Origin of the sequence: Corynebacterium sp. KPL2895 (assembly GCF_040225815.1) — a bacterium.
Classification (GTDB): Bacteria; Actinomycetota; Actinomycetes; order Mycobacteriales; family Mycobacteriaceae; genus Corynebacterium; species Corynebacterium rhinophilum.
In genome coordinates this window covers 96,944-123,097 of the sequence record NZ_JBEHFY010000006.1, presented here as the reverse complement: position 1 = coordinate 123,097, position 26,154 = coordinate 96,944, and the positions used below count along the sequence as shown (strand labels likewise).

The 26,154-nt window shown below is 61.3% G+C and carries 25 protein-coding genes and 1 pseudogene; 17 read left to right on the top strand and 9 right to left on the bottom strand.

Going from position 1 to position 26,154, the window contains the following annotated elements:
* Both ABRP95_RS04285 and pdxT read left to right on the top strand, forming a co-directional pair.
* Window positions 1-316: beta/alpha barrel domain-containing protein (locus tag ABRP95_RS04285; protein WP_502880351.1), on the top strand; the 316-nt coding region annotated here is incomplete at its 5' end.
* 10 nt (window positions 317-326) lie between these two features.
* Complete coding sequence (gene pdxT, locus ABRP95_RS04280) at window positions 327-935, top strand: pyridoxal 5'-phosphate synthase glutaminase subunit PdxT (RefSeq protein WP_349838994.1); 609 nt, start codon at window positions 327-329, stop codon at window positions 933-935.
* Here pdxT and ABRP95_RS04275 read toward each other — a convergent pair.
* The 5 genes and pseudogenes from ABRP95_RS04275 to ABRP95_RS04255 form a co-directional block, all read right to left on the bottom strand.
* Window positions 932-3,000: pseudogene (locus tag ABRP95_RS04275) on the bottom strand (M3 family metallopeptidase). The gene pdxT and the pseudogene ABRP95_RS04275 sit on opposite strands and share 4 nt — an antisense overlap.
* A 55-nt stretch (window positions 3,001-3,055) precedes the next feature.
* A complete protein-coding gene (locus ABRP95_RS04270) occupies window positions 3,056-4,480 on the bottom strand; it encodes a PepSY-associated TM helix domain-containing protein (RefSeq protein ID WP_284781880.1) in 1,425 nt (474 codons plus the stop codon).
* Between the two features lie 198 nt (window positions 4,481-4,678).
* Complete coding sequence (locus ABRP95_RS04265) at window positions 4,679-5,404, bottom strand: hypothetical protein (protein WP_349838993.1); 726 nt, start codon at window positions 5,402-5,404, stop codon at window positions 4,679-4,681.
* Window position 5,405: 1 nt separating this feature from the next.
* The gene (locus ABRP95_RS04260; RefSeq protein ID WP_284770123.1) at window positions 5,406-6,083 is read right to left on the bottom strand and encodes an 8-oxoguanine DNA glycosylase OGG fold protein; all 678 of its coding nucleotides are present in this window, start codon (window positions 6,081-6,083) and stop codon (window positions 5,406-5,408) included.
* Between the two features lie 14 nt (window positions 6,084-6,097).
* Window positions 6,098-8,311, bottom strand: a complete 2,214-nt coding sequence (locus ABRP95_RS04255) for an NADP-dependent isocitrate dehydrogenase (protein ID WP_349838992.1) — start codon at window positions 8,309-8,311, stop codon at window positions 6,098-6,100.
* Between the two features lie 191 nt (window positions 8,312-8,502).
* Here ABRP95_RS04255 and ABRP95_RS04250 point away from each other — a divergent pair, with 191 nt between their 5' ends.
* The 11 genes from ABRP95_RS04250 (at window position 8,503) to ABRP95_RS04200 (ending at window position 18,212) form a co-directional block, all read left to right on the top strand.
* Window positions 8,503-9,756 carry an MFS transporter gene (locus tag ABRP95_RS04250; RefSeq protein WP_284784431.1) on the top strand — a complete coding sequence of 418 codons (1,254 nt, stop codon included), beginning with the start codon at window positions 8,503-8,505 and terminating at the stop codon, window positions 9,754-9,756.
* A gap of 35 nt (window positions 9,757-9,791) precedes the next feature.
* Window positions 9,792-10,685, top strand: coding sequence for an exodeoxyribonuclease III (locus ABRP95_RS04245; RefSeq protein WP_284784433.1), 894 nt, complete (start codon window positions 9,792-9,794; stop codon window positions 10,683-10,685).
* Entirely contained in the window at window positions 10,685-11,632 is a 948-nt protein-coding gene (locus ABRP95_RS04240; protein WP_284784435.1) for a trimeric intracellular cation channel family protein, read from the top strand. The genes ABRP95_RS04245 and ABRP95_RS04240 overlap by 1 nt, the downstream gene beginning before the upstream one ends.
* Before the next feature lie 50 nt (window positions 11,633-11,682).
* On the top strand, window positions 11,683-11,874 hold the full coding sequence (locus ABRP95_RS04235) for a hypothetical protein (protein WP_023025362.1): 192 nt from the start codon (window positions 11,683-11,685) through the stop codon (window positions 11,872-11,874).
* Window positions 11,875-11,889: 15 nt separating this feature from the next.
* Window positions 11,890-12,369 (top strand): DinB family protein, encoded by a 480-nt coding sequence (locus ABRP95_RS04230; RefSeq protein ID WP_284770118.1) that lies wholly within the window; start codon window positions 11,890-11,892, stop codon window positions 12,367-12,369.
* Between the two features lie 11 nt (window positions 12,370-12,380).
* Entirely contained in the window at window positions 12,381-13,412 is a 1,032-nt protein-coding gene (trpS, locus tag ABRP95_RS04225; RefSeq protein WP_284770117.1) for a tryptophan--tRNA ligase, read from the top strand.
* Window positions 13,413-13,506: 94 nt separating this feature from the next.
* On the top strand, window positions 13,507-14,586 hold the full coding sequence (locus tag ABRP95_RS04220; RefSeq protein WP_284781867.1) for a YhjD/YihY/BrkB family envelope integrity protein: 1,080 nt from the start codon (window positions 13,507-13,509) through the stop codon (window positions 14,584-14,586).
* 139 nt (window positions 14,587-14,725) lie between these two features.
* The gene (locus tag ABRP95_RS04215; RefSeq protein ID WP_349838991.1) at window positions 14,726-15,541 is read left to right on the top strand and encodes an RDD family protein; all 816 of its coding nucleotides are present in this window, start codon (window positions 14,726-14,728) and stop codon (window positions 15,539-15,541) included.
* Between the two features lie 37 nt (window positions 15,542-15,578).
* Window positions 15,579-16,499 (top strand): amidohydrolase family protein, encoded by a 921-nt coding sequence (locus tag ABRP95_RS04210; protein ID WP_284849862.1) that lies wholly within the window; start codon window positions 15,579-15,581, stop codon window positions 16,497-16,499.
* Between the two features lie 31 nt (window positions 16,500-16,530).
* Window positions 16,531-17,208, top strand: coding sequence for a type 1 glutamine amidotransferase domain-containing protein (locus ABRP95_RS04205; RefSeq protein WP_023030183.1), 678 nt, complete (start codon window positions 16,531-16,533; stop codon window positions 17,206-17,208).
* Window positions 17,209-17,387: 179 nt separating this feature from the next.
* Window positions 17,388-18,212, top strand: a complete 825-nt coding sequence (locus tag ABRP95_RS04200) for an alpha/beta hydrolase fold domain-containing protein (protein ID WP_349838156.1) — start codon at window positions 17,388-17,390, stop codon at window positions 18,210-18,212.
* Window positions 18,213-18,371: 159 nt separating this feature from the next.
* Here the strand turns inward: ABRP95_RS04200 and ABRP95_RS04195 are convergent, their stop codons facing one another.
* Genes ABRP95_RS04195 through ABRP95_RS04185 form a run of 3 tightly spaced genes read right to left on the bottom strand, consistent with a single transcriptional unit; the run spans window position 18,372 to window position 20,852 of the window.
* Complete coding sequence (locus tag ABRP95_RS04195; protein WP_284864446.1) at window positions 18,372-19,610, bottom strand: SatS C-terminal domain-containing protein; 1,239 nt, start codon at window positions 19,608-19,610, stop codon at window positions 18,372-18,374.
* Between the two features lie 54 nt (window positions 19,611-19,664).
* Window positions 19,665-20,573 carry a C40 family peptidase gene (locus ABRP95_RS04190; protein ID WP_284849865.1) on the bottom strand — a complete coding sequence of 303 codons (909 nt, stop codon included), beginning with the start codon at window positions 20,571-20,573 and terminating at the stop codon, window positions 19,665-19,667.
* The gene (locus ABRP95_RS04185) at window positions 20,574-20,852 is read right to left on the bottom strand and encodes a chemotaxis protein (protein ID WP_284849866.1); all 279 of its coding nucleotides are present in this window, start codon (window positions 20,850-20,852) and stop codon (window positions 20,574-20,576) included.
* Window positions 20,853-20,909: 57 nt separating this feature from the next.
* Between ABRP95_RS04185 and upp the strand changes: the two genes are divergently transcribed.
* The 4 genes from upp (at window position 20,910) to ABRP95_RS04165 (ending at window position 24,731) form a co-directional block, all read left to right on the top strand.
* A complete protein-coding gene (gene upp, locus ABRP95_RS04180; RefSeq protein WP_284770107.1) occupies window positions 20,910-21,545 on the top strand; it encodes a uracil phosphoribosyltransferase in 636 nt (211 codons plus the stop codon).
* Between the two features lie 56 nt (window positions 21,546-21,601).
* The gene (locus ABRP95_RS04175) at window positions 21,602-21,964 is read left to right on the top strand and encodes a helix-turn-helix domain-containing protein (protein ID WP_284781855.1); all 363 of its coding nucleotides are present in this window, start codon (window positions 21,602-21,604) and stop codon (window positions 21,962-21,964) included.
* Between the two features lie 78 nt (window positions 21,965-22,042).
* Window positions 22,043-23,233, top strand: coding sequence for a M20 family metallopeptidase (locus tag ABRP95_RS04170; RefSeq protein ID WP_284781961.1), 1,191 nt, complete (start codon window positions 22,043-22,045; stop codon window positions 23,231-23,233).
* 70 nt (window positions 23,234-23,303) lie between these two features.
* The gene (locus ABRP95_RS04165) at window positions 23,304-24,731 is read left to right on the top strand and encodes an NAD(P)H-quinone dehydrogenase (protein ID WP_005281545.1); all 1,428 of its coding nucleotides are present in this window, start codon (window positions 23,304-23,306) and stop codon (window positions 24,729-24,731) included.
* A gap of 9 nt (window positions 24,732-24,740) precedes the next feature.
* Here the strand turns inward: ABRP95_RS04165 and ABRP95_RS04160 are convergent, their stop codons facing one another.
* Window positions 24,741-26,054 (bottom strand): short-chain fatty acyl-CoA regulator family protein, encoded by a 1,314-nt coding sequence (locus ABRP95_RS04160; protein ID WP_284781852.1) that lies wholly within the window; start codon window positions 26,052-26,054, stop codon window positions 24,741-24,743.
* Window positions 26,055-26,154: the final 100 nt, after the last annotated feature.

Here is a 26,154-nt window from a genome sequence, read left to right as displayed (position 1 = left end):
GGCACCGTATGACCTGGTTGCGGAGGTTGCGGAGACCGGTAAGCTGCCGGTCGTCCTCTTCGTTGCCGGCGGCGTGGCCACGCCTGCCGATGCCGCCCTCGTCCGCCAGATGGGCGCCGAAGGTGTCTTCGTGGGCTCCGGCATCTTCAAATCCGGTAACCCGTCGGCGCGCGCGGAGGCCATCGTGAAGGCCGCCACGCTTTACGATGACCCCGCCGAGCTCGCCAAGCTCTCCCGCGGCCTGGGCGAGGCCATGGTCGGCATCAATGTCGGCGATGTGCCGGCACCGCACCGCCTGGCCGAGCGCGGCTGGTAATCGCGTGGTCATGCCACAAGAAGCTAGCGCCACGATCGGGGTGCTCGCGCTGCAGGGCGGCGTGGAAGAACACCTGCACATCCTCGAAGGCCTGGGGGCGGACACGCGCCGGGTGCGCGTACCGCGCGACCTTGAGGGCCTGGATGGGCTGGTGATTCCGGGCGGGGAGTCGAGTGTCATCGACAAGCTCGCCCGCACCTTCGGCGTGGCCGACCCGCTGCGCGAGGCCGCGGCCGCAGGCCTTCCCGTGCTCGCTACCTGCGCCGGGTTGATTTATTGCGCCCGCGAGCTGGATAACCCCTCGCCAGGCCAGCAGACACTGGGGCGGCTCGATATCACCGTGCGGCGCAATGCCTTTGGCAACCAGCGCTTTTCCGCCGAGCTCACCGTGCCGGTCGTGGTCGGGGAAGAAACTCTGCCCATCGAGGCGAGCTTCATCCGCGCCCCGCTGGTCACCCGCGTCGGTGAAGGCGTGGAGGTCATCGCGACCGTGCCGCACGACGGCGCGGAGGAAGCGGTCGTGGGCGTGCGCCACGGCGCCGTCACCGCTTTGAGCTTTCACCCGGAAGAAAACGATGAGGCGCGCGTGCACGCCGCCTGGCTGGCCAGTATCCGCTAGGCGCCGGATAGGCCGCGGCGCTTGAGCAGCGGAGCGACGTCCTTATCGCGCCCGCGGAAGTCGCGGTAGGCCGCGCCGAAATCGCGGGAGGCGCCGCGGGAGAGGATGAGGTCCCGGAACTTTTGTCCTGCGGCGCGTAGATCGCTTTGCTCCTTGAACCACTCGAAGCCATCGGCATCGAGCGCCTCGGCCCACAGGTAGGAGTAGTAGCCCGCGGAGTAGCCGCCAGCGAAGAGGTGGTTGAAGTACGTCGATCGGTAACGCGGGGCGATGTGCGGGTTATCCAGCCCCACCGCGCGCAGGGCCTCCTCCTCGAATGCGTCCACGGCCTCCGGGGTGGCCTCAAGTGCCGCGGCGTCCTTGGCGCTGAGCGAATGCCACGCCAAATCGATAATGGAGGCCGCCAAGTACTCCGAGGTGGCAAAGCCCTGGCCAAATTCGGAGGCGGCGGTCACGGCATCGAGCAGCTCATCGGGAATCGGCTCGCCGGTGTCGACGTGGCGCGCATACTGCTTGACCAGTTGCTTATCCAGCGCCCAGTTCTCATTGATCTGCGAGGGGAATTCCACCCAGTCGCGCGGGACGTTGGTGCCGGCGAAGGTGGGGTAGTGGACATCGGAAAGCAGCCCGTGCAAGGCGTGGCCGAATTCGTGGAAGAGGGTGTGCACCTCGTCCAGGCTCAGCAGGGGCTGGGAACCATCGGCGGGCTTGGTAATGCCCAGCACGTTGACGATGACCGGCTTGCGCTCCAGCAGGCCTGATTGGCCCACAAACTGGCTCATCCACGCGCCACCGCGCTTGGTGGGGCGGCCGAAATAGTCTGTGAGCAGCAGGCCAATTCCCTTGTCTCCGTGCTCGACGTTATCTCCGTGTTCGCCCTTATCTTCGTGTTCGACACTCTTGTCGAACACCTCCCAGACGCGCACGCCCTCGGCATAGCCCTCCAGGTCCTCGCGCGGGATAACGGTAATGCCGTACAGGCACTCGGCGGCGGCGAATACGCCCTGGGTGAGGACCTTGTCCAGGGGAAGTACTGGCGCAACTCCTCTTCGTCGAGCGAGAAGTCGCGGGCGCGGACCTTGGATTCCCAGTAGGGCCAGTCCGCGGCGTGGAAGTCTTGCTCGTTGAGCGTGGCTTCCTCGGCTAATAGCTTGTGCTCGCCGGCGGCATTGGCCGCGGCCGCGGGGGCGAGGTCTGCGAGCATGTCGCGCGCGGCGTCGGCGCTGCCAGCGGTTTCTTCCGCGATGACGTAATCGGCGTGGGAAGCATAGCCCAGCAGCTCGGCGCGTTCGGCGCGCAGCTGGACGGCCTCGATAAGCCCTGGAATGTTGTTTTCGGAGCCTCTGCTTGCCGATGCCGCATAGAGCTTCTTCCGCGCCCCCTCCCTAGCCAGGCGGGACTGCTCCGATTGCACGGTGGGCAGCTCGAGCGGGATGACGTAGCCTTCGCGGCCTAGGGCCTTGGCATCCGCCTTGGCCGAGGCGATGCGCTCCGGCGGCAGGCCCTCGAGCTCTTCCTCCGTGAACTCGACGGCGTGCTCGCGCGTGGAGGCCATGAGATTGCGGCCGAATTCCTCCGATAGGGCGGACAGGCGCTGGTTGATATCGGATAGGCGGGCCTTGCCGGCGGCATCGAGATCCGCTCCTTGGCGTGCGAACGTGCGCAGAAGGTGCTCGTGCAGGCGCGCGCCCTCCTCATCGCCGGCGGGTGGGGTGGCGTCCTTGATGCGCTGGTAGAGCTTTTCGTCCTGGTACATCGCGTCGTAGTGGGCGGACAGGCGCGGATAGATATCGGCGGCGATCTCTTCCATCTCATCGGTGACGTCCGTGTCAGAAAGGTTGCCAAAGACCGCCATGACGCGGTCGAGGTCTTGGCCGGAACGCTCGAGGGTTTCCACGGTATTTTCCCACGTGGGCGCGGCGGGATTTTCAGTAATGGCGGAGAGCTCGGCATCGTGGCGCGCGAGCGCTTCGTCGAAAGCGGGGCGGTAGTGCTCGACTTTAATCTCCGCAAACGGCGGGAGTTGGTAGGGCAACGATGAAGGGTGGAGTAATGGATTAGTCATAAATGACCAATGTACCCATTAACTCCACCATCTGTGATGGCTTTCATTAAGAAGGCTAGCTCACCGTTACTAGCTCCGCGTCTTCATCCTGCTCCTTCTGCGGCGGCGTGGCCTTTCGCTTTCCGGTATTCATCAAGATGATATCTAGTACGAGGAATGCGGCAAGGGTAATGCCCAAAAGCGGCATAAATACACCGACAGTTGCGGCAAAGAGAGCGCCCAGGCCGGTGGTGGCCCAGGAGAAGTGCCGCTTGGAGCCAGGTGCAAATTGCGGCCGGCGCTTCCACCACATGTAGTAGCCCAGAACAACCATGGCGGCGATGGCGAGGCCAAGGGTAAAAAGGGCGATCTGCAGCGGCAGGCCAAACATGATGCCCATGTGCAGGTAGATGCCCCAGCTGCTGAGCTTGCTAAATAGCGGCAGCTCGGAGAAGGGCAGGCGGTCGATGACCTCGCCGGTGGAACCGTCGACGGATACCTCATCAGAGGTGTAGCGCCACTCGACCCAGCGCTCGCTCACCTTCCACCCCGAGTCGGTGTCCTCCGGGGCGTACAAGCGCAGCGGGCCGGTTAGGCCTTCCGCGCGGCCGGTGGCGTAGACGCGCTCTGCCTGCTCGGCGATGACCTCCGGCTCCGGAGCCTCGCCCGCAGCTTCCGCATCCCCACCGTGAGCGCCGTGGGCACCGTGGCCTTCGTGCCCGGCGTGGGCATCGTGTGTGGCATCGGCGGAGGAATCGGTGGTGAGCGCGGTTTCTACCGGCGTAGCCTTCCAGTTCATTTTCTCCACCACGGAATTGACGTTCCCGCCGGCCAGTTGGGACCAGGTGATGCCGGTAGCTGACAAGCCAATGAGCCCGATGAAAATCCATGCGCCCATCGTGGAGTGCAGGCGGGTGGCCTTCCAGCGCTTGGAGCGCTGCGGCTGGTTCTTTAGCGGCGCGGCCGCCTTCTTGGGCCGGCGGCGAATCCACCACATGTAGAGCCCGCCGCAGGCCAGGACCCACAGCCAGGAGGCGGCTAGCTCGGAATAGAGCTCGCCCGGCTGGCCCAGGTGGAAGCTTTCATGCAGCGAGGAGATCCAGCGGCGCAGCGGCATTTCACCCAGGCCAGAATAAGTGAGGTAGTCACCGATGACCTCGCCATCGGCCGGATTAATAAAGACGGTGCGCTGCAGGCTCTCGTCGATGCCCGGATCCGCCACCAGCACGCGCGTAGAGTCCGTCGCCGATTCCGCCGGCCATACCTGGGAGACCGGCATATCCGGGTGTTCCTTTTGGGCGGCGCTGATTTGGTCCTCCAGGCTTACCGGGTTATTAACTTCCTCGACGGTCATGACGTCGCGGTAAGCAAACTTTTCCAGGGTCGGCGCCAGTGCATAGAGGCAGCCGGTCAATGCCGCGATAAGGATGAAGGGGCCGACGAACATTCCGCCGTAGAAGTGTATGCGTTGGATGAAGGAACGCAGAGCCGTCCGACTCATAAAGTAGTTCTCTTTCGTGCTTAGTGGTCAGTTGCATGGACGCTGATATCAACTGCACTAATAGTCGGAACTTAGGCAACCCTGGTTCCCGGAGAGCGAAAATTTTTTCAGTCGTGTGAAAGGGATGTGAAAACTAGACAGTGAAGAAGCTTTTACTTCTTCAGGTCATCGATGAACGGGGGTGAGCAATGGCTTTCATTATGAGAGCTCGAGGTGGAAACTAGTGAAACCGCCTTGGCCATCGGGAGTACCGGTGGCGGTGATGGTGCGGTCGGTGGGGATACAGGAGATATCGAGAAGCAGCGTGAGCGAGGACATAACGTGGTGCTCGCTGCTTTCAATATTCGTACACTCGATGCGTGCTAGGGTGATGTCGCCCTCGCCGAGCTGGAGTTTCTCTCGGAGGACATCGGGCTGTGATTCCAACAGGTCGAGCAGGCGCGGCTCGGCTTCCTCTACGACGCTGCAGGGTTCGATGAGGAAGAGTTCGTCGAACAGGTTGGGAAAGGCTATCTCCGTGTCGTGGGCGGGAATGAGAGCTCCTGTCACATTGCTCAGGCGGTAGGAGGCGGGTGCAGAGTGTTGGTGACCGTTCCACAGCAATGTGAGGTCGATGAGACCGGCGTCGCCATGCTTGACGACGGCCCTCGGGCACTCTGGCCTGTCAGGGCACTCAGGGGAAACGGGGAGGAAAACGACGGTGTCAAGCCGCAGGGCCGTGCGGCGAGCTGCCGCGAAGTAGTTATCCCATGATTGACTCTCGCGGCGCAGGGGCACGAAGGGAAGCTCCGGCCATAATTGAACTGAATGCCCGATTTGGCGAATCATTGCATGCGCGAGATGGGGGTCCGCAGAACTCACGATGAAGACGCTGCCGGGAGTCAGCGGAGGAAAGAACTCCCGCATCTCAGGAAACGGGTACATGTCAGCTCCGCGTGGTGAAGAGGAGATACTCGATGGCATCGGAGGGCAGATCGGGGCGCCACTGCTCGAGCACAGAGTGCACAGTGGCCAGGTAGAGCTCGTACTCCGTAGTGCGCCACCCGCTGTGGATGGTCCAGCCCATAGCGTTCGCGACGAAGCGATCCAGGATTAGTGGGGTAACCTCGCCTGGCTGTGGTGGATGGGTGAAGTACAGCAGTTTAGTGAAATACGCGGGCCCCAGTCCGGGGACGCGTCTTCCGCGGCCTGAGTCGCTGTTATTGAAATACCGGTACGCGGCCACGGGGTCGGAGGGCATTCCGGCGACAGCATCGAGGAGCTTGTTGGTGTTGGAGGGGATGGTCAGCGGAGTCATAGCGCGGTAGCGCATCAGCCCGTTGGTGCCCGTTCCCCAAGCGGCCAGGGTAGCGAAGAAGGCGAGTATATCCGCAGATGAATCGAGGTTGCCGGCCGCAGCAAACACCTGGCCGCGGGTGAGTGTGCCGCGGGGCGAGTCAGTGTTGAACACCGTCGGCAGAGGCCCGAGATGCGGGTGCTGAGACCACCCCTCGCGCCACGCAGCGGCGTCAATGGTGACCTGGTGGCTGAGGACGTCGGCGTAGGAAAACGACGACGCCGCGCGCTCCACTACGGAGAGGATACGCGCGGCGGTCGGAAACATGATGGTAGAAAGAACTACTTCTTCAGGCCATCGATGATCTCGTTGAACTGTGCGACAGGCCGCATGACAGAGGAGGTCTTCTCGTCGTTGGGCCAGTAGTAGCCGCCGAGGTCGGCGGGATCACCCTGGGCATCGATAAGAGCCTGGGAAATCTCATCGGCCTTGCCGGAAAGCTCGGAGGCAACGTCCTTGAAGGCGGCCGCGAGATCGGCATCCTCGGTCTGGTTAGCCAGCTCCTCGGCCCAGAAGGTAGCCAGGAAGAAGTGGGAACCGCGGTTGTCGTTCTCGCCCGCCTTGCGGGATGGGGACTTGCCCTCGTTCAGCAGGCGCTCGGTGGCCTTGTCCAGGGTGGTGGCCAGCACGCCGGCCTTTTCGTTGCCGTTGGTCTGGTTCTCGTGGCGGAAGGACTCGGCCAGCGCCAAGAACTCACCGAGGGAGTCCCAGCGCAGGTGGTTTTCTTCCTGTACCTGCTGGACGTGCTTCGGGGCGGAGCCGCCGGCACCGGTCTCGAAGAGGCCGCCGCCTGCCATCAGCGGAACCACGGACAGCATCTTTGCGGAGGTACCCAGCTCGAGGATAGGGAAGAGGTCCGTGTTGTAGTCACGCAGCACGTTACCGGTCACGGAGATGGTGTCCTCGCCGCGGCGGATGCGCTCGATGGAGGTCTTGGTAGCGGTGACCGGATCCTGGATCTCGATGTCCAAGCCCTCGGTGTCGTGGTCCTTGAGGTACTTTTCCACCAGGGACTGGATATTGCGGTCGTGGCCGCGCTCCGGGTCGAGCCAGAAGATGGTCTTCATACCGGACAGGCGCGCGCGGTTGACGGCGAGCTTAACCCAGTCCTGGATCGGCTCGTCCTTGGTCTGGCAGGCGCGCCAGATATCGCCGGCCTCGACGTCGTGCTCGATGAGCACCTCGCCCTTGGAGTTGCGGACCTCAACGGTGCCGGCTGCGGGCACCTTGAAGGTCTTGTTGTGGGAGCCGTACTCCTCGGCCTTCTTAGCCATCAGGCCGACGTTTGGCACGGTACCCATGGTGGTGGGGTCAAAGGCGCCGTTTTCCTTGCAGTCTTCGATGACGGCCTGGTACACGCCGGCGTAGGAGGAGTCCGGGATAACGGCGAGGGTGTCTTGCTCCTCGTCGTTCTTGTTCCACATGTGGCCGGAGGTGCGGATCATGGCCGGCATGGAGGCGTCAATGATGACATCGGAAGGCACGTGCAGGTTGGTGATGCCCTTGTGGGAGTTGACCATGGCGAGATCGGGGCCATCGGCAAGCGCGGATTCGAAGGCTGCCTTGATTTCCTCGCCATTGTCGAGCTTGTCCAAGCCTTCCAGGATGGAGCCCAAGCCGTTTTCGCCGTTGAGGCCGGCGGAGATGAGCTCGTCGCCGTACTTATCAAAGACATCGGCGAAGTAGGTGCGCACGACGTGGCCGAAGAGGATGGGGTCAGAGACCTTCATCATGGTGGCCTTCAGGTGGGTGGAGAAGAGCACGCCCTCTTCCTTGGCGCGCTTGACCTGCTGCAGCAGGAACTCATCGAGGGCCTTGGCGGACATGAAGGTGCCGTCGATGACCTCGTCCTTAAGAACCGGCAGCTCCGGCAGCAGGGTCTGCTCGCCGTCAGCGGTCTTCAGCACGATGGACAGGGTATCTTCCTCGGGGATGATGACGGACTTCTCGTTGTGACGGAAGTCGTTATCGTCCATGGTGGCGACGTTGGTCTTGGAATCCTTGGACCACTCGCCCATGCGGTGCGGGTGCTTCTTAACAAAGGTCTTTACGGCCTCCGGCGCGCGGCGGTCGGAGTTACCCTCACGCAGGACGGGGTTAACAGCGGAGCCCTTGACGGAATCGTAGCGGGCCGCGATGTCCTTTTCCTCGTCGGTGGACGGGTTATCCGGGTAATCAGGCAGGTCGTAGCCGGCGGCCTGCAGCTCAGCGATGGCCTTCTTCAGCTGCACCAGGGAAGCCGAAATATTCGGCAGCTTGATGATATTAGCCTCTGGGGTCTTGGCCATCTTGCCCAGCTCAGCCAGGGCGTCTTCCACCTTCTGGTCCTCGGTGAGGCGCTCTGGGAACTGCGCGGCGATGCGGGCAGCCAGGGAAATATCGCGGGTTTCTACGTCAATGCCCGCGGTGGAAGCGAAGGCCTCCACGATGGGCTTGAGGGAGTAGGTCGCCAGAAGCGGCGCCTCATCGGTACGGGTCCACGTAATCTTAGCCATGATTCTCCTATTAAATGTGGGAAAATTTCTTCAGGTGACCAGATTACCGATTTTGTCCGCTCCATGTGGAGCGCTCGGTACATTCCGGGGCTGGGTGGCATCGGTCACGGGGCCATGCGCTGGGTAAATCTCTTCACCTGTCCACGCCCTGAACATGCTTTATCCGCAGGTGGGGTGTATCGTCGCCCCTCGTGAAAATTATCGATCAGTTAAGCCCGCGCAGCGCCCATGAACACCGCATTCACCGTCGGCCTTTGCCCCGCCAGACGGAGATTTCTACTGCGCGCCGCACCATCGTCATGGTGGCGATGGCCCTTGGTGCGTTTGCTATCGGTACTACCGAGTTCGTCTCGATGGGCCTGCTACCGCTGATCGCGGAGGATTTCGGGGTTTCTGAGGATACCGCCTCCACGCTGATTACCACCTACGCACTCGGTGTAGTGGTCGGTGCGCCCCTGATTGCGGCCTTTACCGGCAAGCTCCCGCGCCGCCGCCTCATCCTCTTGCTCATCGGCTTTTTGGTGGTGGGCAACCTGCTCTCGGTCCTCGCGCCGAATTACTGGGTGCTCATGGTGGCTCGATTCATCGCCGGCATGCCCCACGGAGCGTACTTCTCCGTGGCTAACCTGTCCGCGGCGTCGATGGCCCCTCCCGGCGGGCGCGGCAAGGCCATGGCTTTTGTGGGCATGGGGCTTGCCATCGCCACGGTTATCGGCGTGCCCGCGGCACAGGCCCTGGGTTCCGCGCTGGGGTGGCACGCGGCATACCTAGTGGTTGTGGTCATCGGTCTTATTACCGCCGTGGCCCTGTTCTTCCTCATGCCGCACATGACGGAGATGAAACAGACCGATATCCGCACCGAGTTCGATGCCTTTAAAAACAGCCAGGTGTGGCTCACCGTCATCATGGGCGTGGTGGGTTTCGGCGGCATGTTCTCCGTCTACACCTATATCTCCTGGACCATGACCGAGGTCGCTGGCCTGAGCGATAGCCTGATTTGGGTCGTGCTCATGGCCTACGGCATTGGCATGACGATAGGCAATGCCTTCGGCGGTTGGTTGGCGGACCGCAATCTCGAATTCGGGATCATCTTCGCCCTGGCCAGCCTGATCATCATTCTTACGGCCTTCTATTTCCTCTCCAGCCACGCCATCCCCGCCACCATTTGCTTTGGCATGGTGGCGTTTATGGGTTCCACGTTGGTGCCGTCGCTGCAGCTGCGTTTGGTCCACGTGGCAGGCGATGCCCAGACCTTATCCGCCGCGCTCAACCAGTCCGCGCTCAATATCGCGAATGCAGCCGGTGCGACCATCGGCGGCATTGTCGTCGGCGCGGGTCTGGGCTATTCCGCCCCGGCGCTGGCGGGCGCCGGTTTGGCGGCCGCGGGTTGCGTTGTGTGGGCGATAACAATGTGGGATAAAAAACGCCTTGCAGGCCGCAGCTAGAAGTACCACCGCACACGCCTATATTCTGGAGCACCATGAGCCTTACCATCGCTAGCGTCAACGTCAATGGAATCCGCGCCGCGTGCAAGCAGCGCAACGAAAACAACCCCGGCATGAATGCCTGGTTGGAACAAACCCCGGCCGATATCGTGCTGATGCAAGAGGTACGCGCCACCCCGGATCAAGCCAGAAAGGCCCTGGCACCCGCCCTGGAAGCAGGCTGGCACTTGGAGCTTGCCGATGCCGCCGCCAAGGGCCGCGCCGGAGTAGGCATCCTCTCTCGCACGCCGCTTGCCGATGTCGAAATCGGCTTCGGCTCCTTTACCGATGCCGGCCGCTGGATTGCCGCTACCACCCGCGATATCCGCGTGGCCTCGCTGTATCTGCCTTCCGGCGATACCGATTCGCCGAAGCTGGATGAAAAGTACCGCTTCTTGGATGAATTCGATTCCGTGCTGGCAGAAAACGCCGATAAGGACATGGTCATCGGCGGTGACTGGAATATCTGCCACCGTGCCCAGGATTTGAAGAATAATAAGGCCAACGAGAAGAAGGCCGGCCACCTGCCAGAAGAGCGCGCCTTTATGGACCATATCTTCGGCAGCTTTCCGGATGAGGCGCCGCAGGAGAAAAAGAACCTGGGCGAGTGGCTCGGCGTCGTGGACTACGCGGGCACCACCCCGTGGGAGCCGGCCACCGCGCCGCAGTGGTTCGACGTGGCGCGCCGGCTCCACCCAGAGGCCGACGGCCCCTATACCTGGTGGACCTATCGCGGCCAAGCCTTCAATAACGATGCAGGCTGGCGCATCGACTACCAAGCCGCAACTCAGCCGCTGCTCGATCGCGCGCAGCGCACCTGGGTGGATAAGGCCCCGACCGTAGAGCAGCGCTGGTCCGATCACTCGCCACTGCTGGTGGAATACGTCTGATGTCGCCGCTATTTAGCGTCCTGTACGTCATCGGCATTACCGCCGAGTCCATGACGGCTGCGCTATCGGCCGGCCGGCAAAAACTCGACCTTTTCGGCGTGACGATGATCGCCGCCATTACCGCACTAGGCGGTGGCACCGTCCGCGATATCGTGCTGGCGGATCCGCCTCTGACCTGGGTAGAACACCCCATCTATCTGGTCATCGTCATCGCTGCCGCCATCGTCACGGTGGGCATGTCCTTCCTCATGCACTATTTCCGCCACCTCTTCCTCATTCTCGATGCCTTGGGGCTGGCGGTCTTTTCCGTGCTGGGCACCCAGATTGCCGCACACTTGGGTTACGGCTTCATCATCGCCTCGGTATCTGCAGTCATTTCCGGCGTCTTCGGCGGTGTGCTGCGCGATCTGCTTTCGGACCGCATTCCGCTGGTATTTTCCGGCGAGTTTTATGCGGCCATCTCGATCCTTGCGGCCGGGCTCTACATGATCCTCTTGCGCGCCGGGCTATCGGAGGAACCCACGGCGATTATTACTGCCTTGGTCTGCTTTGCCGCGCGCCTTGCGGCCATCTACTTCAAGACGGGCCTGCCCGTCTTTGAATACCGCGATGGTGAGCAGCAGATGGATCCGCGCCTGCGGCTATCGGCGCGCATCGTGCGCGATGGCGCCCGTCGTGCCAAGCGGAAGGCGGGTGCAGCCACCCGCTACGCCAGCCCCATCACCCGGCCGCTGGGCCGCAGCAAGCGCACCGCAAGCGATTTTTCCTCCCCGCTAAGCCTCGAAGAGTTAAATAGCAACCGGATTGCACGGCCGACTGTTCACTCATCGATTACCCGCCCCAGTGGCAAGCACTCGCCTGGGGCGAGGGGAGTGGATGTGCAGCAGCAATGGACCTTCAACAAGGAGGATGTGGGCAGGCAAAGGACCCCCAAGCACAAGCAGTAGTGCTAGTATTAACACGTTAAAAATTTCGAAATCTGCAACGGAGAAAGTTCATGGCTCGCGCAATTATTCCTTTTGTCCTTGGCGCCGTAATCCTCGCCCTGAGCATCTGGTGGTGGACTGCTGTCGGACCGTCCTTCGCCTTCCTCGGCCCCATCGTCCTCATGGGCGTCGGCGGTGCCTTCATGGTGACCGGTTTCGCCATTTTCATGGATATCGTCAGCCCTACCTCCCGCAAGGTCTAAGGGGCCGGTCCAAGGATGAAGGCTATCGATCTCCTCACGGACATGGCGCAACGCCCGCTCGATGCGCTCGCTGCATTGCCGGAGCTCAGCAACGAGACCGCCAATGCGCACTTTGGTGATCATCCGAATTCGATCACGTGGCTGCTGTGGCACACCGGCCGCATGGCAGACCTGCAGCTTGCGCAGCTGACTGGGGAAGAAGAGCTGTGGCAGCGCTACGACCTCGACCTGCCGGATGCCATGGGCTATGGCCAATCGGCGGAGGAAGCGCGTGCGGTAACCACGCAGGACATCGGCAAGCTCCGCAGCTATACCCAGGAAGCATTGGAGCAGGTCAAGGCGTATGTCGCCTCGCTGGAGGATGACAACCTCGATGACGTGATCGATACCTCGTGGACGCCGCACGTTACCCGAGGTGTCCGGCTGGTCTCGATTTTTGATGACGCCGCGCAGCATCTTGGGGCGGCCAATCAACAAGCAAAAATGACGGAGTAATATTACCTGACATGACTGATTCCACTGCATCTAATTCCGCATCCCGCGTACTTTCCGGCATTCAGCCCACCGCTGATTCCTATCATTTGGGAAATTACCTGGGAGCGCTCAAGCAGTGGATCGACTTGCAGGAAGGCTACGATGCCTTTTACTTCATCCCGGATTTGCACGCGATTACCGTGGAGCAGAATCCGGAGGAACTGCGCAACCGCACCATGGCCGGTGCAGCACAGCTCATCGCGCTGGGCATCGACCCGGAGAAGTCCACCCTCTTCGTCCAGTCCCACGTGCCCGCCCATGCGGAGCTGACCTGGGTATTCCAGTGCCTGACCGGCTTTGGTGAGGCCTCCCGCATGACGCAGTTCAAGGATAAATCCGCCAAGCGCGGCGCCGATCGCACCTCGGTGGGCCTTTTTACCTACCCCATCCTGATGGCTGCCGATATCCTGCTGTACTCGCCGGATTACGTGCCGGTGGGCGAGGATCAACGCCAGCACTTGGAGCTCACCCGCAATCTGGCAGAGCGCTTCAATAACAAGTACGGCGAGACTTTCCACGTGCCGGAACCATTCATTCCGGAGGGCGCGGCGAAGATCTATGACCTGCAGGACCCGACGTCCAAGATGTCTAAGTCCGGCCCAAACCCCAAGGGCTTGGTCAACCTGCTCGATGCCCCGAAAACCTCTGCCAAGCGCATCAAGTCCGCCGTCACCGATGACCTGGGCACAGTCGCCTTCGACCGGGAAAACCAGCCGGGCGTATCGAACTTGCTGGTCATCCAGTCCGCGCTGACTGGTGAGTCCGTCGACTCCTTGGTGGAAAAGTACGCCGGCCAGGGCTACGGGCACCTGAAGGTGGATACCGCGGAGGCGCTCGAGGCCTTTACCACCCCGCTCAAGCAGCGCTATGACGAGCTCATGGCGGATCGCGGCGAGCTGGAGCGCATCCTGGAGCGCGGCGCCCAGACCGCACAGGAAGTAGCGCAGCCGCTTGTCGATGCCGTCTATGAAAAAGTCGGTTTCCTTCCCCGCCCGCGCAGGTAGTAGATACCCCTTAACCCACCCCACCAAGGGACAAGTGGGTGTTTGCCAGCTACGCTATACGGGATAAACGCTGTGCGAACAAGAAGGGAAGCACGTGTCCACCACCACGCAATCCTCCTCTAAGAAGACGGACCACTACGGCATCGAGCGCGCGAACGCCGATGACCCGGGAGCGATAGATAAAGTCCGGCGCAAGTCGCCCTTTGTTGACCATCTCATGCGCATGCAGGAGCGCTATGCCGCAGAGGGTGGCAACCAGTTTTCTGCTGGCATTACCTATTACTCGGTGCTGTCCATCTTCCCGTTGGCGATGCTGCTGGTGGCCACCATCGCCGCTGTCCTTGCTAACCGCGAAGACCTGCTCAATGATCTCCAGTCCTATATCACGGACTCCATTGACGGGAATCTCAGCGAATCGGTCAATGAGATCTTGGATACGGCCATCGACCAGCGCGGTGCCATGTTCGGTATTGGTGGTTTGACCACCCTGTGGTCCGGACTGGGGTGGATGAACCACCTGCGCATCGGCATTTCTGCCATGTGGGGCATCGATGCCAACGACGGCGGCTCCTTCCTGAAGAAGAAGTTCTCGGATCTTCTGGGCCTTATCGGCCTGATCGTCGCCTTCGTCGTGGCCTTCAGCGTGACCGCGGCGGGTTCCTCTGGGCTTACGCAGAAGGTATTTGACCTCTTAGGCATCGATTCCTTCCCTGGCATGGGCTACGTGTTCTTCTTTAGTGGCCTGCTGCTGGGGCTTATCGCCAACTTCATCGTCATGTGGTGGCTGATTATGATCCTGCCGCGCACGAAGGTGCCTAAGAAGTCCGGCTTTATCGGCGCCGCCATTGGTGCGGTGGCATTCGAGGCCATTAAGCAGCTGTCCACGGTGATTATGTCCTCTGCCACCGGCAGCCCTGCCGGCGCGGTTTTTGGCCCGGTCATCGTCCTGATGATTGTCATGTACCTGGTGTGGCGCGTGGTGCTGTATATCTCCGCATGGACCGCGACGACCGCAGAATCCCTGAAGTACGCGCACCCGCCGGTTCCAGAACCCGCCGTTATTCGCGTGCGCAATGAGGTGCGCGAGGGCGCACCAGCAGGTGCGGTCTTCGGCGTGGGCGCGGCGCTGGGCGCTGCGGCCGTGGGTGTGGCGAAGCTTTTCCGCCGGAAATAAAAATCCTCCCTACGGGTGAGGATTGCCGCGCTCTTTACCTTTAAGATAGGACACTATGAACGCCGATGATATTGCCCCAGACTTCTAGGAAAAGTGGGACCTCGACCGCAGTGGTGGCGAGGATGAGCTTTCCGTTTTATTGGAAGCAAAAGATATCAAGCTCGGGCAGCAAGGATATAACTCCGATGAGCCGCGGCGCGTACAGCTACGCATAGCGGCCAGCATCTTGGGCTCGGCGAAAAAGAGGGCCGAATATGATGAAGCATTGCGCACCGGCCTTCGCCCGACGTGGGGCGATCTCGGCACGCTGAGTTCGGTGGGGCAGTGGTCTCCGGCACCGCGCTCGCAGAAAAGCTTCCACGATCAACCGCAGGGTGGTCCGGAGCAGGCGCCGGGTTTTGCCCAGCCCAGCCCATATAGCTCCCCGTACGCGCAAAACCCATTTGGTCAGCACGCATCATCGCAGCAGCAGCAGATGTCGCCGTCGTTCGCTGCCCCGCCGGTGCCCTTCCAACAACAGGCACAGGAACGGCCTTCGCAAAGCACGCGCATTGGCATGGGCATCTTGGATTTCTTCTTGGCCGGTAGCATCAGCAGTGCGTTTGGCGCGGGTGTTGACGAGCTCGTGGATGTAGACGCCCTGTCCTTTGTCGTTTTCTGCATCGTCATGGTGGTCTACGTTCTGGGCAGCGAAGTTTGGTTGGGAGCTAGCCCGGCAAAGATTCTTGCCGGCTATACCGTGCGGGATGTGGATACGAAGGAAAAGCTCAGCCTCAGCCAGTCCGCCAAGCGCCAGTGGTGGCGCCTAATTAACCTGATTCCTGGTATCGGGCAATTGGTGGGCTTGGTGGGCGCGGTGGTGCACGCGACCACCATTAATGAGGAAAACAACCTGCGCGGCTCGCACGACGATCTCGCAAACGCAGAAGTGGTAAAGAGGAAACCGCGCAAGTAGAACGCGGGCATGGCGCAACTTCGGGCAGATACCTACGATGGTGCGCATGCACGATGCACCATTAATTAGCCCCGAAAATAAGGATTCCGCCGAGAGCGTGGTGGAACAACTTCCTAAGGTATCCCTGTGGGAGCCGGTCCGCTCGCAGGCCAGCACCGCAGAAGAATTGAACGCGGATATTCGCGAGCAGTGTGCCCAGCTTGCCGATGACCACGTGGTCTACGCCGAGCTGCAGCTCAACCCCGCGGCTTATTCTTTCGATACGTCAGCGGTCGTACGCGAGGTGGCCGCAGAACGCTTCGGCGACCTTGAGGTTCGGTTTGTCCTCGAGGCAGCAGAGCCGGCGGCTAATGCCGAGGACACTGCGGGCGTTGCGGGCTACACCCTGCCGGAAGGTAGCGCTGCCGCAGCGGCGGAATTCCGCGCGAAGTACCTGCCTACCCAGACCGCGGTGGGCGAGGATTTCGCCGATACCGAAAGCGCGGCGCAGGCCGGCGTCAACCGCTTGCTGCGCCCGGTGAATATGATCGATGATTTCACCGCCGATGTCGATGGAATCCGCCCGGGCAAGGCCTCCGGATGGATCCGCGACCGACACATTCCATTGGTATTTTCGCCCGTGGACGACGTTGAGGAACTGACGGATCATCCGCTGCCGCTGTTGCAGCAGCTTGGCTTTACCTGTTCCGTTTCTTCCGGCGATTCCACGCTGAGCAGCCAATTTCTCGCCTTGAGTGAGACCTTTGGATACGGCTTGGAGGAGTTTTTCGATCTCACCGTAAAGGCGATTGAAAATATTTTCGACACCGAAGAGACAAGGCAGCGTATCCTTGAGACCGTTGTCCTTCCGGCCTACGAGGACCTCTCCGATCCGGAACTTGCCGGCCCCGATACTGAGGAGTCGCTCCAAGATTCCGGGTTCTCAATGAACCTGAATGACAACGCTTCCGAAGAGTAATAGATACTTAATCTACATAAAGGAGGAAGACATGCCTTCCGCACTATTCGTTGTTACCGCCGCTGATAAGTGGACGCTGGCTGATGGCAGCGCCCGTCCTACCGGTTACTGGGCCGAGGAGCTCATCGCTCCGCACCGCGTGTTTAAGAACGCTGGTTGGGATATCGACTTTGCTACGCCGAACGCAAAGGCACCCGTGGTAGACGAGTATAGCCTCGAGGTATTGTCTGAGGGCGACCGCGCCGAGCAGGAGAACTACCTCGCAGAAATCGGTCCAGATCTGGAAGACCCACTGAACCTGGCCGATGTTAAGGAAGCCGATTACGACCTTGTCTTTTACCCCGGCGGCCACGGCCCGATGGAGGACTTAGCTTATGACCAGGACTCCGCCAAGCTGCTGCAGGCGCGCATCGACTCCGGCCGCGCGCTATCCCTGGTCTGTCACGCACCGGCTGCATTGCTCGCGCTGGACAATGACAACTGGCCGCTTAAGGGCTACACCATGACCGGCTTTACCAACGCCGAAGAGGGCGAGGAGACCATCGCCGCCGCCAAGTGGGTTGTTGAGACCCGCCTGCGCGAGCTCGGCGCTGATTTCAAGCAGACCGACCCGATGCAGCCTTATGTTGAGGTTGACCGCAACCTCTACACTGGCCAGAACCCGGCATCCTCTGAGCCTTTGGCACAGCGCATCCTGCGCGACTTTTAATGCGGGTGCTGAAAGCTCTCGCTGCAGGTAGCGCGGTAGTAGGGGCGGCGGCATATATAAAGAGCCGTCGTCCTTATCTGCGCAGCGTTGCACCCGAGCTTCGCAGCCCATTACTGTACCTGCCGCTGCACCTGCTCTCGGGCGATCGATTTGCTCGAACGAGCAGGCTATTTGCCAATATGGACGTGGCACGCCCGAAGTGGCGTCCGGTGGATATCGAAGAGCTATCTTGTTCTTTTAAAGACCAACCATTCCGTGCCCGCGTTATTACTCCACCCGAAGATGGAGCGTCAGCCGAGCAACGTCCCGTGGTGATGTGGATTCACGGCGGAGGTCACCTGCTCGGTGGTCCTGCGATGCATGATCCCCAAACTTCGCTCATCGCATCGGAGCTGGGGGCCATCGTCATCGCACCGCGCTATCACAAATCCACGCAGGAACCTTTTCCTGCGGATCTGGAAGAGTGCTATGCCGCTTTGCGCTGGATGCAGGAAAACGGCGAGCTGCTAGGCGCGGATACTTCGCGCATTGCGGTCGCTGGTGATAGCGCCGGCGGCGGCTTGGCCGCTGGCCTCGCCCAACGCACGGTGGATGAAGGTCATTCCATTCGAGCGCTTGGATTGGTCTATCCAATGCTTGATCACCGCACTATTGCTAAAGAGGGTGCGGTGGGGCAGTTTATTTGTCCTCCGAATTTAAATCGCGGCGCTTGGGATATGTACTTAGGCAAGGACCATTTACGAACCCCGCTGCCACCGTATGCATCGCCGGTGACGCGTTCGGATCACTCGGGGATGCCGCCCACGTGGATCGGCGTGGGAGACATCGATCTTTTTCATGATGAATCCGTGGCCTTTGCTACCGCACTGCAGGACGCCGGAGTCGAGACCACACTTGATGTATATGCAGGTGCCTATCACGGCTTCGATCAGGTACGCCCGCGCGCGCCCCAATCGCGCAGAATGCTGGCAGATCTTATCGAGCACCTCGGCTCTCACCTTTAGCCGCACTGTATTCGGAATGAGATGTGGGTGAAAATGCAGCAACCGCCCCAGTCCACGCTCCACTATGAGGAGTGGTTGGACTGGGGCGGTCTTCGGTTAGCGGCGGCTCCCGGCAGCTGACGTAGCTAGAGCCGGTAGACCGCAGGGCAGAGTAAAAACTTAAAAGCGGGAGAAGCGCTTAATCAGCATGTTCTCAAGACCCTTCCAGGACTCGGCATGCTCGTTATAGGGCTTCGACGGCACGTAGCCTGCGTGCTCGGTGGAACCGAGCATGTAGCCGAGGTAGTCCTGCAAGCGTGGGTTCGCCAGCATATAGGAGTTAATGGAATCGTCCCCGGCCCAGTCCGCGGCATCGGCGCAGACCTCGTAGCAGCGGGCTAGTTGGTCGGAGTCGACCGCTTCCGGTCCCTTTTCAATATCGCGCACGATGCCATTAAAGGAATACTGGTTATCCGGGTGGACCTGGACCTCGAGTTCACCGGCATTGGCGGCGGTGACAACGTCCTGCCAGGTGGATACGCGCGCCAAGTCGTGGTCATCATTATCGATGAGCCACCGCACCAGCGTCTTGGAGGAATCGAAGGTAAAGATTTCGCCCCATTTGCCTAAGAAGATGGGCTTGCCGTCCAAGTAGGTGCGCAGCGTGTAGACGGACTTGGACTGTGCGGTGATTTTAATCGGGTCGATTCCGGCGGCGGCCCAAGGGGACTCGTCATAAGGGTCGGCGGCTTCCGCCGCGGCCTTACGCTTTTCTTCAGCTTCCTTGGCGGCAGCGTCGGCGGCGTCCGCGGCCTCGGAGATGCGGGTTTCGGCCTCGGAGATAGCGGAGGCATCGAATTCATCGCTAGGAACGACGCGGACGCTTTTATCCAAATCCGCGATAACCTTCTTCCAATTGGTCAAGATGACCCGTCCGACGCCGGTCCACTCATTCAGCCCCTGCTCACCGGAGTAGTGATCGGCGCCGCGGGAGACGTTGCGCAGGATGGAGTGGGTGGCGAAGAAGATGGTGGTTTGTTCGGCAGCGGCGACATCGGCAAGCGCAGATGCCACCTCGAGGTTGCGCGCCACGGTTGCGACATTGGCGTGGCCGGGGCGGCCAGCGAGGGCTTCCGGCATGCCAATGAGATCGTATTCATCGCGCTTGGCTGGGGTAACGCGGTGCGCTGGGCGGGCGGCAAATTGTTCCCACTGCGGGTGATCTAGCAGGTCATGCTTGGCATTGGACTCCAGGTAGCACAGCAGCTCAGCGGGGGAGTCAAAGACCAAGACGGAGTCATCGTCGCCCAAAAAGGCTTGCCATTCGGAGCCGCCTTCGCGCCACTTGGGCGCCCAGAGGGTATAAAAATCGCCCTCAGTCAGGGAGAGCTTAATAGGCACAATCGCACGGGTACTCATGGCCTTTTAGCATACCCAACGCCCCTGCGGCCCTGCGGAATTGCCGGGCGCTTGTCAGGCAGTCGGCCGCCAAAAGCCCTTAAATTGCATGCCCATATTATTCGTCCGCAGCGGGTTAGTCTGCACGGGGTCGCCGGCCTCCACGATCTCGCCATTGCCGGAATACATCGCCACATGGCCATCCCAAACCACCAGATCGCCGGGCTGGAGCTGATCGGCGCTGACCTGCTTGCCGATGGCCTGTTGGTCCGCCGTGCGCGGAATATCCACCCCTGCCTGGGAATAGGCCCATTGTGTAAGCCCCGAGCAGTCAAAGCCGCCGTTGCCTGTTCCGCCCCAGGTATAAGGTTGGCCCAATTGGCTCTTGGCCGCGGCAACGGCCGCCCGGCCTGCGTCCGATCCAGCTTCGGTACTCGCCGGCGGGTTCGGTGTGGGAGCAGCGGCCAGTTCTGCTGGAGGGGCCACGGCCGTGTGCGTCGCCGCGGCAGCCATGGCTTGCTGGGGCTGGCCCACGGCGGATTCCACCGGGCGCTGGGAGATAGGCAAAAGGGCCGCAGTGGCATTGGTGAGCTCGTCTTTTAGTCGGCTGACCCGGACCATCGCCAAGCCAATATGCTCATCTATCACGGCGCGAAGTGAGGCAAGTGCTGCGGCGCGAGAGGCGGGGTCGAGGGAGATAAGTCCCATCGCGATGGGCGCAGCGGCGCGGATGAGCTGCGTGCCGATGCCGAAGATATCGCCGGCGGCCGCTGCGATAAGGCTGCGCGCCTGGCCAAGTACGGCGGAGACGGTCTCGTTATCGCCGGTGAGGAGATCCGCGGCGGCGATAAGTTGGGAGGCGTCACCGTGCGCGATATCCGCAAGTGGCGGTACGGCGGAGATATCTGGGACGCGGGGAAGCTGGACATCGGGAAGCGGCGAGGGCTGCAGCGCGGCAATATTCTTAATGGCAGTAGCAAGCACTTAAATCGCCGCCTCGAGGGAGTCGCGCAACGCCGCATCGGAGTCTTCCGCCTCGCGTGACATCTGGAAGGAAGACTGCGCAATATGGCCCATATCGCGGCGCAGCATGGTCATCCGCGCCCCAATATTGTCCAAGGCGGCATGAACGGCCTCATTGAACCCGGTAAAAGCCGGATCTTCGGGCAATGCCGGGTGGGGCGGGTTGTCTCCTTGCGCGTTTGAATGCAGGTCACGGGCTAAATGGCGGGCGTGGGCGGTATCGATCTGAAATGGTCTCATGCTCTATTGGACTGGCCAATGGCCCAAGTGGTTCCCAAAAAGTTTAAAGTAGTGGGCATGGATATCCACGTCGTAGACCACCCGCTTGCCGCTTCCCGCCTGACCCTGATGCGCGATGCGCGCAGCGATAACTCCGCTTTTCGCGCCGCGCTCAATGACTTGGGAACCATGCTCGTATATGAAGCCTCCCGCGAATTGGCGGTAGAAAACTTCGATTGCGAAACCCCGGTTGCCACAGCACAAGGCACCCGCCTGCAGGATCCGCCCATCATCGTGCCCATTATTCGCGCCGGGCTCGGCATGGTGGATCCCGCCCTGTCGATGATTCCTGATGCTCAGGTTGGCTTCATTGGTATGGCGCGCGATGAAGAAACCCACGAACCCGTGCCGTACTTGGAGGCGCTGCCGCAAGACCTGACTGGGCGCACCGTCTTCGTCGTTGATCCCATGCTGGCCACCGGCGGTTCCTTGTTGCACGCGTTGCGCCTCCTGGCCGCCCGCGGCGCTACCGATATCACCGCTATCTGCATGGTCTCGGCGCAAAATGGCGTGGATGCGCTGGAGGAATCGGGCCTTCCCGTCCGCCTCGTCACCGCCGCCATTGACCCCGAGCTCAATGCGGATGCCTATATCGTGCCGGGGCTTGGCGATGCTGGCGATCGCCTCTACGGGCCGCGCAATATCGATCTTTAAGCTAGTATTTCTCCCTGAAAGCCCGAAGGTGGCTTTCAAAAAGGGGGAAAAAGATCGTGAGTTTTATTCAACTAATGTGGTCGAGCTACGGCTACGGATTTTCGCAACAACTGCGCCGCGTGCGCGAGCGGCGCGGGGTATCCCAGCAAGTGCTTGCGGATATTTCGGGGGTATCGCGCAGCCAGATCTCCAACTTGGAACGCAACGAAAATGGCATACACACCATGGCGGACCCGCAATTATCCACGGTGTACAAGCTGGCGTTGGCCTTAGAAATCCCGCCGGCGGTCCTCTTGCCGGCCGGTGGGGACGTGGTGGAGGGCCACTTAGCGGATTCCGCGGTGCTCGGGGTAGAAGACGTGGCGCCCTTTCCGCAGGACTACATCAACCAGCGGCGCTTTAGTGATGCGCGGGGCTAACTACCCTGACTTACTGAACCGCATGGTCTAGTTGTAGACTGCCTCCAAGAGATAGTCCAGCAACAGGGAGGCGTGCGCGTGATCTCGGAGTTTATTAACGAGTGGTTCGATGCTCACCGTGCGGAGGTCATCGCGTGGCGGCGCCATATCCACCGCAATCCGGAAACGGCGAACCAAGAGGTGGAAACCACCAATTATATCGCGAATATCCTTGCGGATTATGGGCTCGAGCCGCAGCGCTTCCCGCACACTGGTCTCATGGTGGACATCGGCCCAGACACGGAGCTTGGCCGCCTGGCCTTCCGCGCCGATATCGATGCCCTGCCCATCACGGAGGTGACCGGGCTGGAGTTTACCTCTGAGAAGCCCGGGACCATGCACGCGTGCGGCCACGACGTACATACCACCGTGGCGCTCGGCCTGGCCTGCGCGCTGGCGGATTTTCAGCGGGTTAATGAGCTAAAGCTGGGCGTTCGCGTCATCTTCCAGCCGGCGGAAGAAGTGTGGGTCGGCGGGGCCACCGACGTTATTTCTTGGGGTGCGTTAGAAGGCGTGCATTCCATCTTCGCCATCCACGCCGAGCCGAAGCTGCGCGTGGGGCGCATTGGCATCCGCGCCGGGGCCATAACCTCCGCAACGGACGTGGTGGAGCTCAAGATTAAAGGCCCGGGCGGGCATACCTCGCGCCCGCACCTTTCCGCGGATGTGGTCTATGCGCTGGGCAAGGTTATTACAGAGCTGCCGGCGCTGCTGTCGCGCCGGGTTGATCCGCGCACCGGCACGGTCCTGGTCTTTGGCCAGGTCAATTCGGGCTACGCCCCCAACGCTATTCCGGAAACCGGTCTGCTGACCGGCACGATGCGCACCGCCGATATCACCATCTGGCGCCAGATGCAGGAACTCTTCGCGGAGTTGGTGGAGCAGATCCTCGCGCCGGTGGGGGTAGAACACGAATTGTCCTATAACCGCGGCGTGCCGCCGGTGCTTAACGATGACGTGGCGACCGCCATGCTCGCGTCTGCCGCACAGTCCATCGACCCGCAAGCCGTGGTTCAGGCCCCGCAGTCTTCCGGCGGGGAGGACTTTTCCTGGTATTTGGAAAAGGTGCCCGGTTCCATGGCGCGCCTTGGTTGCTGGTCCGGTGAGGGGGAGCAGCACGATCTGCACATGGGCGATCTCATCGTGGATGAGCGGGCGATTGGTGTGGGCATTAAGCTTTTCGGGGCCGTCGTCGAGCAATTTATGGGGGAGAATGCGCAGGCGGACTAACGCGCTGGGGTTACCTACGGGTTAGACTCGTAGGCGACTTTAAAAGTGGAGCCTATAAAGGAGCAATTGCGTGTTGAACCAGACCAAGCGAATTGTCATCATCGGCGGTGGCCCGGCGGGCTACGAGGCAGCGCTGGCTGGCGCCAAGTACGGCGCGGAAATCACCATCATCGAAGACCAAGGCATGGGCGGCAATAGCGTGGTCTTGGACTGTGTTCCCTCCAAGTCTTTTATTGCCGGCGCTAATATTAAAACGGACTTGCGCCGCGCGGATGACATGGAGCTGAACGAGGGCATCGGCAAGGCGCAGCTTTCCATCAGCGCGCTGAACCAGCGCGTGCAGGACTTGGCGGCTAAGCAATCCGGTGATATCCGCAATACCATGGATTCCCTGGGTGCCCGCGTTATCGATGGCCGCGCGCACTTCCCGGAGGATCAGCAGGCCGATGCGTTTGGTGGGCACAAGGTCACCGCGGTTTTCAATGAGGACGGCCACGAGGAGACGCTGGATGCAGACCTCGTTTTGGTGGCTACCGGCGCCACCCCGCGTATTTTGCCCGGCGCCCAGCCGGATGGCGAGCGCATCCTGACCTGGCAGCAAGTTTATAACCTCACCGAGCTGCCGGAGCACCTGATTGTGGTGGGTTCCGGTGTCACCGGTGCGGAGTTCGTATCCGCCTTTGCCGAGCTGGGTGTCAAGGTCACGATGGTGGCCTCGCGCGATCGCATTTTGCCGCACGATGATGCCGATGCCGCCGACGTCCTCGAAACCGTGCTGAGCGAGCGCGGCGTGGAGCTGGAAAAGAACTGCCGCGTGGAAACCGTTAACCGCACCGAGGACGGCAACGTGCTGGTCACCACGCAGGATGGCCGCGAGATCCACGGCTCGCACGTCATTATGTCCATTGGTTCCGTCCCGAATACCAAGGATTTGAAGCTGGAAAATGTGGGCGTGGAGACCGCGAAGTCTGGGCACATCCAGGTAGACCGCGTCTCGCGCACCAATATTGCCGGCATCTACGCCGCCGGTGACTGCTCCGATCTCTTCCCGCTTGCCTCCGTGGCCGCAATGCAGGGCCGTGTGGCGATGTACCACGCGCTCGGTGAAGGCGTCTCGCCGCTGCGCCTGAAGACCGTGGCTAACGCGGTCTTTACCCGCCCGGAGATCGCGGCGGTGGGCTTTACCCAGGCCGAAATCGAGGCCGGTGAGGTCGCCGCCCGCGCCATTACTATGCCGCTGAATACCAACCCGCGCGCGAAGATGCGCTCGCTGCAGCACGGTTTCGTCAAGCTATTCTGCCGCGCTACCTCCGGCCGCGTGATCGGTGGCGTCATCGTCGCGCCGACCGCCTCCGAGCTCATCCTGCCCATTGCAATGGCGGTGACCAACCAGCTCACGGTGAACCAGTTGGCAGATTCTTTCGCGGTCTACCCATCGCTGTCCGGCACCATCACCGAGGCCGCCCGCCGCTTGGTGGCCCACGATGACTTGGAGTAAACCTCGTTCCTAGAACGTGGAGTAGGCCTGTTCCGCAGTGCGGTTGAGCTCGACTTTGATCGGTCTATCTGCCTCCGGCAGGGCGCGTTGCGGACAGAACTCGCGGGGGCAGGCCGTGCAGCCTGGGCCAATCGGGGTGGCGGCGGACATGTCCAGGTTCAGGGCATCGGCATAGACGATGCGATCCGCCTGGGTGATATCGCAGCCTAGGCCTACCGCGAATTCCTTGCGCGGCGTACCCCAAGACTTGGCCGTTCCCTGCACGAAACGCCCGATCCACAGGTAGGCGTGGCCATCCGGCATGGCCGCGACCTGCCGGGTAATGCGGTTCGGGGTTTCAAAGGCGCGGTGGACCACCCACAGGGGGCAGGATCCGCCAGAGCGCGCGAAGTGAAAGGCAGTAGAGGACTGCCGCTTGGAAATATTGCCCGCACGGTCGGTGCGGATGAAGGAAAAGGGCACGCCCTTCAGCCCTGGGCGCTGGAGCGTGGCGAGGCGCTGCGCCGTTGTTTCAAACCCGGTTCCAAAGTAGTTGCACAGCAGATCGATATCGTAGCGGGTATCTTCTGCCATTGTGAGAAAGCGCTGGTAGGGCATGGTGACAGCCGCTGCGAAATACTGCGCAAGGCCCAGGGTGGCCAAGTCCTGGGATTCGCCTTCGGGCAGTTCAGACACGAGGTTGTCACAGATATCGCCGTAGGCCAGCAGGCAGTATTGCAGGGCCATTTCAAAGACCAATTGGGCCTCAGATAGCCCATCGCGTAGCGAGAGTTCGCGCGTATCCGGGTCGAAGCTACGCCGGGGGCCGGGCCGGGAAAAGCGCACGGTAACACCCAGGTCTTCGTGCATGCGGGAGGCCAGTCGGCCGCGGCGCAGGACGCGATCGCCCAACTGGCCGGCGAGTTCTTCTGCGAGCACATCGAGCTCGTGGATGTAGTTATGCGCGTCATAAAAGAAGTCGCGCACCACTTCAAAGGGGGAGGGGTCCGCGGCAGGGGCGCGCGAAGCAACGTCAACAAACCGCGGCATCAACTCGGGAAAGCGGGAGGCGAGATCCGAAAGCGTTTCTTCAGAGGCATCGGGGAAGATGTGGCGGAGCTCGGTAATCGTATGGATATCGCGGTCTTCGGCGAAGTAGCTGGGGTCCACGGTAAAGCGTTGGGCTAGCTGCATTAACACGGTCACGGTCAGCGGGCGCTGGTCGTTTTCCAACTGGTTGAGGTAGCTCGTGGATAACCCCAACTTCTTCGCCATCGCCACCTGGGTGAGACCGCGTTGCTTGCGCAAAGCGTGAATCCGTGCCCCCGCATAGTGCTTGGTCATGCGTCCTCGCCCTTCCTTTACTGCCCATGCGCTGTGAAAATCACAAGTTTTGCAGATTTCACAAAAGAAGTCCGCTAATTTCCACAAACGTTACCTATAG

Coding starts and splice junctions, on each gene's coding strand:
- ABRP95_RS04265 (WP_349838993.1), bottom strand. CDS start 5,404: ATGTACCCGTTTCCTGAGATGCGGGAGTTCTTTCCTCCGCTGACTCCC.
- ABRP95_RS04185 (WP_284849866.1), bottom strand. CDS start 20,852: ATGAGACCATTTCAGATCGATACCGCCCACGCCCGCCATTTAGCCCGT.
- ABRP95_RS04205 (WP_023030183.1), top strand. CDS start 16,531: ATGCCTTCCGCACTATTCGTTGTTACCGCCGCTGATAAGTGGACGCTG.
- ABRP95_RS04270 (WP_284781880.1), bottom strand. CDS start 4,480: ATGAGTCGGACGGCTCTGCGTTCCTTCATCCAACGCATACACTTCTAC.
- ABRP95_RS04240 (WP_284784435.1), top strand. CDS start 10,685: ATGTCGCCGCTATTTAGCGTCCTGTACGTCATCGGCATTACCGCCGAG.
- ABRP95_RS04245 (WP_284784433.1), top strand. CDS start 9,792: ATGAGCCTTACCATCGCTAGCGTCAACGTCAATGGAATCCGCGCCGCG.
- ABRP95_RS04160 (WP_284781852.1), bottom strand. CDS start 26,054: ATGACCAAGCACTATGCGGGGGCACGGATTCACGCTTTGCGCAAGCAA.
- pdxT (WP_349838994.1), top strand. CDS start 327: ATGCCACAAGAAGCTAGCGCCACGATCGGGGTGCTCGCGCTGCAGGGC.
- ABRP95_RS04210 (WP_284849862.1), top strand. CDS start 15,579: ATGGTGCGCATGCACGATGCACCATTAATTAGCCCCGAAAATAAGGAT.
- ABRP95_RS04235 (WP_023025362.1), top strand. CDS start 11,683: ATGGCTCGCGCAATTATTCCTTTTGTCCTTGGCGCCGTAATCCTCGCC.
- trpS (WP_284770117.1), top strand. CDS start 12,381: ATGACTGATTCCACTGCATCTAATTCCGCATCCCGCGTACTTTCCGGC.
- ABRP95_RS04195 (WP_284864446.1), bottom strand. CDS start 19,610: ATGAGTACCCGTGCGATTGTGCCTATTAAGCTCTCCCTGACTGAGGGC.
- ABRP95_RS04230 (WP_284770118.1), top strand. CDS start 11,890: ATGAAGGCTATCGATCTCCTCACGGACATGGCGCAACGCCCGCTCGAT.
- upp (WP_284770107.1), top strand. CDS start 20,910: ATGGATATCCACGTCGTAGACCACCCGCTTGCCGCTTCCCGCCTGACC.
- ABRP95_RS04260 (WP_284770123.1), bottom strand. CDS start 6,083: ATGTTTCCGACCGCCGCGCGTATCCTCTCCGTAGTGGAGCGCGCGGCG.
- ABRP95_RS04255 (WP_349838992.1), bottom strand. CDS start 8,311: ATGGCTAAGATTACGTGGACCCGTACCGATGAGGCGCCGCTTCTGGCG.
- ABRP95_RS04200 (WP_349838156.1), top strand. CDS start 17,388: ATGGACGTGGCACGCCCGAAGTGGCGTCCGGTGGATATCGAAGAGCTA.